The sequence below is a fragment of the Phyllobacterium sp. P5_D12 genome, assembly GCF_054049495.1.
On record NZ_JBFUMG010001121.1, the window covers coordinates 1 to 649 of the forward strand.

Annotated in this window: 1 protein-coding gene; it reads left to right on the forward strand. The window is 52.2% G+C overall.

The genetic code is table 11. The annotated features are described in order from the left end of the window. Window positions 1–2: 2 nt before the first annotated feature. Window positions 3–602 carry a Vat family streptogramin A O-acetyltransferase gene (locus ACXJ5O_RS29055; RefSeq protein ID WP_457302927.1) on the forward strand — a complete coding sequence of 200 codons (600 nt, stop codon included), beginning with the start codon at window positions 3–5 and terminating at the stop codon, window positions 600–602. The last annotated feature ends 47 nt before the right edge of the window (window positions 603–649 follow it).

Here is a 649-nt window from a genome sequence, read left to right on the forward strand (position 1 = left end):
CCATGCAGGGGTTTCCTCAGGTGTGTTTCATAAAGAACACGATCACCAATCCCAACATTATCGTTGGCGACTATACGTACTACGATGATCCGGAAGATTCTGAGGGTTTTGAAAGAAACGTCCTGTATCATTTCCCCTTCATCGGAGACAAACTGGTCATTGGAAAGTTCTGTGCTTTAGCCAAGGGTGTGCGCTTCATCATGAATGGTGCAAACCACAAGCTTTCAGGCATATCCACCTATCCCTTTCAGATATTCGGCAATGGCTGGGAAAAGGTCATGCCGCAACCCGGCGACCTGCCATACAAGGGCGACACCATCGTCGGCAATGACGTCTGGATTGGCTATGAAGCCTTGATCATGCCGGGCGTCAGCATCGGCAATGGCGCCATTATCTCATCGCGTTCCGTCGTGACTGCCGACGTCCCACCCTATACGATCGTTGGCGGCAATCCGGCCAAGGCCATCAAGAGTCGTTTTGAGCCGGATGTCGTCAATAAGCTTGAGGCTTTGGCCTGGTGGGATTGGCCCGTCGAAAAGATTAGTCGTAACTTGCAGCATATCGTCTCCGCCGACGTTGACGCGCTGAGTGCGTGTACGTGATGACAACCTTATGGATGCATCCTGGCGCCCTTGGTAACCTTGTGGAC

What these genes read in the sequence shown, in the direction of transcription:
- ACXJ5O_RS29055 (WP_457302927.1), top strand. Translation starts at nt 3, where the DNA reads ATGCAGGGGTTTCCTCAGGTGTGTTTCATAAAGAACACGATCACCAAT.